General features: G+C 58.2%; 10 protein-coding genes. 4 read left to right on the top strand and 6 right to left on the bottom strand.

The features are described from left to right. Together OJ996_RS24635 and OJ996_RS24630 are read left to right on the top strand one after the other, a co-directional pair. On the top strand, positions 1-548 hold a 548-nt coding region (locus OJ996_RS24635), incomplete at its 5' end, for a hypothetical protein (RefSeq protein WP_264516401.1). A 128-nt stretch (positions 549-676) separates the two neighbouring features. Further along, a complete protein-coding gene (locus OJ996_RS24630) occupies positions 677-1,249 on the top strand; it encodes a DUF1353 domain-containing protein (protein WP_264516400.1) in 573 nt (190 codons plus the stop codon). Between the two features lie 118 nt (positions 1,250-1,367). Here OJ996_RS24630 and OJ996_RS24625 read toward each other — a convergent pair whose 3' ends face one another. Next, on the bottom strand, positions 1,368-1,604 hold the full coding sequence (locus tag OJ996_RS24625; RefSeq protein WP_264516399.1) for a hypothetical protein: 237 nt from the start codon (positions 1,602-1,604) through the stop codon (positions 1,368-1,370). Positions 1,605-1,678: 74 nt separating this feature from the next. Further along, positions 1,679-1,930: a hypothetical protein gene (locus tag OJ996_RS24620; RefSeq protein ID WP_264516398.1), complete on the bottom strand. Its 252-nt coding sequence runs from the start codon at positions 1,928-1,930 to the stop codon at positions 1,679-1,681. Between the two features lie 89 nt (positions 1,931-2,019). Here OJ996_RS24620 and OJ996_RS24615 point away from each other — a divergent pair, with 89 nt between their 5' ends. Next, the gene (locus tag OJ996_RS24615; protein WP_264516397.1) at positions 2,020-2,661 is read left to right on the top strand and encodes a hypothetical protein; all 642 of its coding nucleotides are present in this window, start codon (positions 2,020-2,022) and stop codon (positions 2,659-2,661) included. 199 nt (positions 2,662-2,860) lie between these two features. On the opposite strand, the gene OJ996_RS24610 is transcribed toward OJ996_RS24615, so the two are convergent. Next, the gene (locus OJ996_RS24610) at positions 2,861-3,727 is read right to left on the bottom strand and encodes a hypothetical protein (RefSeq protein ID WP_264516396.1); all 867 of its coding nucleotides are present in this window, start codon (positions 3,725-3,727) and stop codon (positions 2,861-2,863) included. A 157-nt stretch (positions 3,728-3,884) separates the two neighbouring features. Here OJ996_RS24610 and OJ996_RS24605 point away from each other — a divergent pair, with 157 nt between their 5' ends. Then, the gene (locus tag OJ996_RS24605) at positions 3,885-4,457 is read left to right on the top strand and encodes a hypothetical protein (RefSeq protein ID WP_264516395.1); all 573 of its coding nucleotides are present in this window, start codon (positions 3,885-3,887) and stop codon (positions 4,455-4,457) included. 7 nt (positions 4,458-4,464) lie between these two features. Here OJ996_RS24605 and OJ996_RS24600 read toward each other — a convergent pair whose 3' ends face one another. The 3 genes from OJ996_RS24600 to OJ996_RS24590 are packed head-to-tail and all read right to left on the bottom strand — an operon-like array spanning position 4,465 to position 6,055. Further along, entirely contained in the window at positions 4,465-5,100 is a 636-nt protein-coding gene (locus tag OJ996_RS24600) for a hypothetical protein (protein ID WP_264516394.1), read from the bottom strand. 59 nt (positions 5,101-5,159) lie between these two features. Next, positions 5,160-5,558 (bottom strand): tail completion protein gp17, encoded by a 399-nt coding sequence (gene gp17 / locus OJ996_RS24595; protein WP_264516393.1) that lies wholly within the window; start codon positions 5,556-5,558, stop codon positions 5,160-5,162. A gap of 32 nt (positions 5,559-5,590) precedes the next feature. Continuing rightward, on the bottom strand, positions 5,591-6,055 hold the full coding sequence (locus tag OJ996_RS24590) for an HK97-gp10 family putative phage morphogenesis protein (RefSeq protein WP_264516392.1): 465 nt from the start codon (positions 6,053-6,055) through the stop codon (positions 5,591-5,593). Positions 6,056-6,107: the final 52 nt, after the last annotated feature.

The following is a 6,107-nucleotide window of genomic DNA, read 5'->3' as shown; positions in this document are numbered from 1 at the left end:
CGACCATGGCGGCCTACTTCGCCTACTCCTACGACCCCTTGGCCAATGTTGCCTGGGAGAATGCGAACGTCGCCTTCGCGGGCAGCAGCGGCCAGCCCACCGGCTGGGGTGCGCCCTTCATGCCCACCGGCGCGACTCTCAATTCCAAGACGATTGTCGAGGCCGGGGCCTACGATTGGTGGGAACTCAATGTCACCACCTCCGGCCTCTCCGGCGACATGTCCTTCAACAACGGCGGCACCGCGAACCTCGGCGGCTCCCCGGTGGGCAAGAACATGGAGCTAGTCCTCGAGGTGCAAGTCATGAGCGGCGCCTTCCAGGTCACGCTCACCAAGCAAGTCTCCGGCGGAAGCGGCATCGCCTACGACATGTCTACCAGCGGCCCCAGCCCGTGGGCGGACATCGTCCCTTCCGATGGCATCGTCATGCTCCGCACTCCTGCCACCGTCACCGGCAGCGGTGCCACCGCCGTCTGGCCCAACGTCGGCTTCAAGTGCAACGGCAACGGCATCATCCGCTTCCGCCGCTGCGGCGTCCGCGTCAAATAAGGAGCAGGGACATTCCTGTCCCTGTCGCGCAGACTCCGTCGCCCCCCTCCCTGAGCCCGATTCGAGAACCCCACCCGTTTATCTCTTGCCGTGGCCCCCTATGATATCTATCAGGTCGGCCTCCCACCATGAGATACCTCCCCTCGTTTCTTCTCGTAGCCTTACTCACGAGCTGCACAACGACGAAGTCCGTTCCCTTGTCCAGGATCTCGCCGACCATCGCGTTTGAAGATCACAACGACAGCATGCTCATCGAGGACCTTTCCTACAAAATCAGAGGATCCGATAAGGTCATCATCGTCCCTGCAGGCTTCGTCTGTGACCGTGCCAGCATTCCCGGGGTGGTCCGGCCTTATTTCGAGAAGAACAACAAATCCTACGAGTACCCAGCCATCATTCACGATTGGCTCTACTGGAATCAATATCCGAAAGAAAAAGCGGACGATATCTTCTACAACGCCATGGAAGATTACCGCGTCTCCAAGTTTGATCGGGCTCTCATCTGGGCAGGCGTCAAGATCGGCGGCAAAGGCCCTTGGATGCGCAACAAGGAAGCCCGGGATCAAAACCTCCCGCGGATCGTTCCCAAAGGTTACTGGAAATGGAACGAGTGGCCGTCCTCATGGCCCACGCTGCAGAAGGATCTTGTCGGCAAGGGAGTGAAAGCGAGCGACGAACCAAGACAAAAGATCCTCTACTGAACACCTGAAAACTGAACACTGCCTACTTACAAACTTCTTCCACTGCTCACTGATCACTCGGCACTTTCCTTCCCCTCCCACTTCATTCGACATTCGGGAATTCGGAATTTGGAATTCGTCATTCCCCCCTCATTCTCTCCCGGCTCTTCGCCACCGCTTCCGCATACTCCCTCAGCCCCGCTTCGACTTCGGCCGGCGGGGCTTTTTCTTGCCCCTCTTCATCCGGCAGGAAGTCCGCCCGCGTCCAAGTCCGCTTGCCACCCCCTAGCAGGTTGCACAGCAGCGCATACAGGTCGCACCACGGCACGTAGGCGAGCCGCTCCCGCGCATCCACCTCGCGCACCAGCAGCTCCACCTCGTCCAGGCTCAGCGCCTCGAACTCCTCCAGCCCCAGCCCCGTCGCGACATGCAGCCGCGCCCAGAGCTCGCTCAGCCGTTTCCCCCCACCGCCTGCTTGAAGTAGCCTTGGTAAGCGCCGATCAGCTCGGCGACATCCATGTCCTCGATCTCCTCGATCGACGGAGCATTCTCGAGCTTTCGCGATCCCTCGAAATAGAAGTCCACCAGGAAGCCCGCGTTGGCCACCTTGGTCGCATCCTCCGCAGAGGGCTGCAGCAGGTTTGCAATCCCGTGTTTCTCCTGAAGACCCTTGATCTGCTTGATGCTCAGTTTCAGTTGCATGACCCATCGATGGAACTAGAGACTCCGGCTCCCAAAACCATCGCTCTAACCGCGTTCGGAGCGTTCACCCGTCCCCTTGAGCCTACACGATGAAAGAAGACATCCTCGAGCAGTTGGTAGAAGACTGGTATGTGGCCCGTCCGGGTTTCTTCGTAAAACACAATGTGCGGTTTAGACCGAGCAAGGCCCATGTAGACTTCATGTCGAAAAGAGACTCGGTCCACTCGGACATCGACATACTTGCCCTTTCGACGTCGGGACTAGGATCAGAACGCGTTCACGTGGTGACGTGCAAGTCCTGGCAAAGCGGCTTCGACGTCAATCATTGGAGACTGGAACTCGAGAAGGAGGCTGAATACAACGAGCGTAGCGCTGAGTTCAAACCAAGGGAGAGCTGGAAGTATTTTAGGGAACTCGTTTCTGACAAGTGGATGGACGCTTTCCTGAACAAGATCGAGTCCGAGACGGGCCAACGCGATCTTACCTATCTGATTGCAGTGACTAAGATTAAAGGTACTGAAAGTGACCGAAAGGCTCTTCAGCAGTCAGAAGTGCTGCAGGAGAGGTTCAGAGAGAAAGGTTCCACCGTCATAATCAAGGTCCTGTCGTTGAGAGAAATCATCGCAGAATATTTTAAGCGAATAGATTCCAAGGACACTCCCTCACTCGAGGCGACTGATGTGGGGAGGCTACTTCAACTTGTTCACGCTGCGGGCCTGCGAATCTCTTGACCCCCGATCCTGCATCGTTCCCCTCCCACTTCATTCGACATTCGGGAATTCCACATTCGTCATTCACCCAAAACGGCCACCCCTCGCGGGGTGACCGTCCTGTCATGCGGCAAAGCCCGGAAGCCGCAAAATCCTGTCTTCCAAATCGGCTGTTCCTTGGAACTTGAAACTTCTAACTTGGAACTTCGCGCACAGCGCGTCAGTGGTGCCCATAGTGATCCTGAGGAGCCGTGATACCCACCGGCAGCACCTCGGCCGCGATCGCGTTGCCAGCCTTGTAGTGGCGGCCCGTCGGCTCGATCACGATCGAGCGCTTCACCGTCTGGTTCGGCTCGTAGTTCGGCTCACCCACTTCCTTCACCGTCGCATGCACCAGCACGCCGGTAGCGGCGTTATTCGGATGCACGATCCGCCAGAAGGTCGCCGTCTCCTTGTCGAAGTCGTCTTCGAACAGATGGTGATTCTCGTCGTTGTCCGCGCCCGCCACACCCGCAACCAGCGTCGCAGAGTTCGGAGCAGCCGTAATGCCCGTCGCCGTGCCCGTGGCGAGGGCAATGTTAAAGGTCGCATCATCGGCCGCGGCATCCAGAGCGCGGAGGTCGATGAAGGTGCCAGCCCCATCGATCACCTCGGCCACCGCGCGGATGTTTGCGGCGGCGGCATGGGTGGCAAGGTAGTTGCGGACCTCACCGGCCCAGCTTCCCGGGGAGCCGGGAGAGACCGGAATATTGAGGGCGATCGGCGAGCCGGTCATGCCCGCCTTGGTGATCGTGACCAGGGCATTGCCGCCAGCACTCACGATGCCCGCGGCCGTGGCCCGCTCGACTTGCTTCGTGCCCGTTGGAACGGTCGGGTTCCATTTGATCTCGACCGTGATGTCCCCGATTTCCTTCGTCCCCGGGGACTTCTGCTTGAACTTGTTCCCCCCGCTGGCATCGCAGTCGATCACATCCTCCTCCTCCACCGTTTCCCGCGAGAGCCCGGGGCCGCTCATGGAAACCTTCTCCGAGACCGTGTCCCAATTCGTGCCGTTGTAGCGCTGAAGCTTCGAGCAATTGCCTTTCATGCTGCCGACAGACTAGTCACCCAAAATAACTGCCAGCTACGCATCCGTCCACCGGTTCGCCCCGTTCAGCAGTCGCTGATCCGACCTCGCTCAATCTACAACGCTTGAGCGATTCTCGATTAACTGTAGTTTCGCCCTACTCAGCACTAACACAGGCATGATAGAAACCCCTGAATGGCTTCAGCAAGCTCTCGTCTCTGCAACTACTACTGGTGCCGCAATCTGGATTATCCAGAAGTACGCCTTGGCAAAGATCAAACACGACTTCGACCTCAAACTGGAGAATCTCAAGCCTCTCACAGCAGAGGAAACGCTTCGTAGGGAAAATTACCTTAATTCAAAGCGAGACGCATTTTTCGAAGTAACTGCCACACTAGGCAGGTACATGGAGTCTTCTGAATGGGATGGGCCAGATGTCCCACCTAGTAGGACTTCGCAGTGCACGAAACCCTCGGAAGCAGAGATCAACGGTTGCATGGCGAAGCTGGCGCTCTACTCCGATAGTCCCGAGATTCTTACCGAGTTCACGCAGTGCTTCCAAACCATCTCATCCGTTTCTTTTGGACGGCTTCTCAGCCTGATGCGTCAGGATCTCGGCTATGGTGCTTTGCCAATAGACCCTGAGAGCTACAAATATGTCTTCATCCACAACGGAAGCGTCCCGGCACCTGCCGATACCGCACACGCTACTGCGAGGCCAGATGTTGCTCCAGCACCCCATAGTCCTTGATCCTCTCCTACGAATTAAGCGCGGCCTTCACCGCTTCCACCTGCGAGTAAATCCCGTAGGCAAGCGTCCCGAGCTGCGCGAAGACCAATAGGTTTGCCCACACCAGCCGCCCCGTAAGATCTCGGAAGAATTTGGTTCTTTGCGTTGAACCAAAGGCCACAGATTTCGGGCCTCCAATCCGGAAGTACCATGGAAGTCGCTCATTAAAATCTCGGTGAAGCGCCTCCTGGGTCAGTTTGCTCCGGATTAGCTCTTCATCGTCACCTAACGCTTCAATCATCCCTCGAATCTCACTCTCTTTCTCCGAGATCCACTTGAAGCTGCCTGTCCCCATCGGGGTCATTCTGAAGACCATGAAGTCTGAAATGACAAACTGGAACTTGGCGATAAAGCCAAAGGCCATGGAGAAGGCGAGGCAAGATAGGAAGGCAGGAGAGAGCGGAAGTTTCTCGCCTACCTTATCAAAGTTGCTCGCCACAAGACCCACCGTAGCTCCACTGACAAGAAGCATCCATCCCGAGAATCGATTGAACGGCTTCAAGCTCTCGTGAAGCTTGGTAAACTGATCATCGGCGAATGCGGTCAAACAAATGTCGGCGGCATCTTGGTTTGGAAAAAGGAGGGGTTTGAGCAGTGATTTCACGACTGGAGGATCTTCACTATCCTTGGTGGGTTAGACCATTACAAAGCGCGTGAATCATCTCACTTAGCCAAGTGGCACTCCAGCACCCCGAGCGCCCCATAGTCCTTGAGCCGCTCGTCATAGTCATCCGCCAGATTCCCCCAGGCACTCCCCTCGATCCGCCACCCGCCGCCGATCTCCACCGGGCTCATTCCCTGGAACCGCTGCCGGAACGCCTCCCGCAGTGCATTCGCCTCCGCCCGCGAGTCCCCATAGATCCGGACCTGATACGCCAGCGTCCCCGACCTTAAGGCCCCGGCATCCAGCACCGCCTCCGACTCGTCCCCGAAGAGCTGATAGACTAGGCAGGGATTCTTCGCGCCCTCCGGCGCGCAATCCGGAAACACCAGTCCCCCCAGCGCCGCCAACGAGGTCTCCCCCTTGATCGCCGCCACCAGCCACACCAAAAGCTCATTCATTGGATCTTGGAATTTCGAGTTTGAATCTTCGCCTACAAGCCCCTCGCCTCCCTCTCGAGTCCCGCCGCCAGCTCCCGTTTCACCACCGCCAGCACCTCGCCCGCCTTCCCCTCCAGCGCGGCCTTGAGATAGGGCTGCGCCGGATGGTGCTTCGTCCCCAGTTCGGTAAACCGGTAGTAGCGCTCGACGGAGTCCGGATGATAATCGGCTCCCTTGCCGCCTCTCCGGTGCGCGATGCGGTCACTCGACCGCGCCCCGCCCTTCACCGTCACCTTGACCCCGAAGAGTCCCTTCGACGGCTTCGAGCTCGCCCGGTGCACCACCGATCGCTTCACCGCACCCGTGCGTACCGGCACCGCCGCCTGCGCCGCATCGACCAGCACCTTGCCGCCCGCGCGCACCGCGGCACCATAGACACGGCGCTGCAGCCTGCGGTCCAGCTTCGCCACGCTGTCCCGAAGCTTCTTGAACCCCGTGATTTCGATCCGATTCGCCATCTCTCAAGGCTGTTCCTTCCAGTCTTCTGTCTTGCGTCTTCCAGTCTTCCGT

The organism is Luteolibacter rhizosphaerae, from assembly GCF_025950095.1.
Taxonomy (GTDB): Bacteria; Verrucomicrobiota; Verrucomicrobiia; order Verrucomicrobiales; family Akkermansiaceae; genus Haloferula; species Haloferula rhizosphaerae.
Note: the sequence above shows the minus strand (reverse complement) of the source record. Positions and strands in the feature narration are given on the sequence as shown.